Origin of the sequence: Aeromonas media (assembly GCF_000819985.1) — a bacterium.
In the GTDB taxonomy this organism is placed as follows: domain Bacteria; phylum Pseudomonadota; class Gammaproteobacteria; order Enterobacterales; family Aeromonadaceae; genus Aeromonas; species Aeromonas media.
The window spans coordinates 1-1,722 of the sequence record NZ_CDBZ01000175.1 but is presented as its reverse complement, the minus strand read 5'-3'; the positions used below and the strand labels follow the sequence as shown (position 1 = coordinate 1,722).

Here is a 1,722-nt window from a genome sequence, read left to right as displayed (position 1 = left end):
CCGACATTCCGCACCTGATTTAGGAATAAATTTGCCGATAGCGCTCACCCAATACCTCCAAAATGATCTGCTGGTCTCCTGTTAGCTCCGTTACTTGTGGCGGAGCTTCTCCCAGTCGATATTCATGGATGCCACCAAAGCGCAAAAAGATCCAACGGGCCGTCGGCTGCTGGGTCGGTTTCTTTTTCATATCCGCCACACTGCGATTCTGCTCCACTAATCCCTGCCGGATCCGGTGCTCCAACGCTGCGTAAATCATCAGGCTACAGGTCATCACCATGAGCAACGCTTCAATCCGCTCCGGCTTTTTCAGGTACAGTGAGGAGGTTAAAAACTCCGGGCTCTTGAGAAAACGAAAGCCCCGTTCGACATTCTGCTGCGCTTTATAGGTGGCCAAAAGTTCGGCCATGGTCAGCGTATCGCTGTGGTCATTGGTCGCCAGGATGAACACCCCGGTCTGGTTGCGGGCCTCTTCAACGCAAGCCAGGCTAGTTGCCGCCAACCCAGTGATTTGAAACTGATGGCCAATTGGCTCTTCGCCACGCTTGGGTCTGCCACGTCCTGTATAAACGGGTTCACCTACCACTTCGGCATCCAGTTGCAGCAGCATCAAGCTGGCGGTAAAACAGCTCAACTCAGCTTGGGCATCCGCCTCACAAGCAAAGCGTCGGGCACACAATTTGGCGAAGGCTTTGAGCTCGCGGGTACTGTCTTTGAGCAGGTTTTTGGCCAATGTCTGCTGCTCGCGGTGGCTGGCTTGTTCGCTGCGCACCAGCAACCAACGTTGTGCGACCCCGGCATAATTCGCGTGTTGCCAACGGCCATGATAGCCATTGCCCAGAGCGGTCAGCGGTTGTGCACCTATGGTTGCCACGGCCTGCTTTGCCTCATTGAGAGTGACGGGCACCCGGGTCACAAATAGTTGCTGCTGTTGCGCCAGTAATTGCAAGGTATCGGCGCAGTACAGTGCGGCATCGCCGACCAGATAACGGCACTCCTGCGCGGCCTTGAGACTGCTCAAATGGCGACGAACGGTCTGGGCAAAGGCTTTGGTGTCATTACTATTGCCGCTCAGGGCCTGCATATAGACAGGTAGGCCGGCCTGATTTTCACAGATGAGCTCAAGGATCACTTGATTCAGCTCTGGCCGGTGATCACGACTATAACCACGCACCAGTTGCAGCTTACCGACCAGATCCCCATCGGCACAGTCATAGGCGCCATCGACGTGGAAGCTGGTAATATCGAGGTGCACTGCGGTGCTTTTGAGCCCCAGCCGCTCGACAACTTGCGCCGCCATCACCTGATACAAGGCGCTGACATCGGCCTCAAAGAGGGCATCGAGACAGCGACCGAGCACATCATCATTGAGGTCATCAGCACAGATCCCGGGGCCAATCAGGCGCTCAACCGGCTTGTTAGCGAAGAATTGCGGGAACATGTGCAGGGTGCTGCTGTGAAAGCCGAGGCCGTTCACTATCATGGCGACCAAGGCTTCACCATGTGAGACCTTGAAAGGCGGGGTTTTGGGGAGCAAGGCATCGATCATGCGGGCAATGCCCAGTTCCTGGCAGAGTGCGGCGACCAAACCAAGGTGATCGAGGTTACGGATCGAGATAGCGGGTGCGGCCATGATGATCTACCTGCAAAAGAGAGTAATAGATCAGAACGGCCGATCGCCGTCAAGCACTGAAAATAGCAAAATCAGGTGCGGAATGACGG

The 1,722-nt window shown here is 55.5% G+C and carries 1 protein-coding gene; it reads right to left on the bottom strand.

Annotation, left to right across the window (positions count from 1 at the left end; genetic code table 11):
* Positions 1–19: 19 nt before the first annotated feature.
* Positions 20–1,633 carry an IS1634-like element ISAs25 family transposase gene (locus BN1127_RS14870; protein WP_010674210.1) on the bottom strand — a complete coding sequence of 538 codons (1,614 nt, stop codon included), beginning with the start codon at positions 1,631–1,633 and terminating at the stop codon, positions 20–22.
* Positions 1,634–1,722 lie beyond the last annotated feature (89 nt).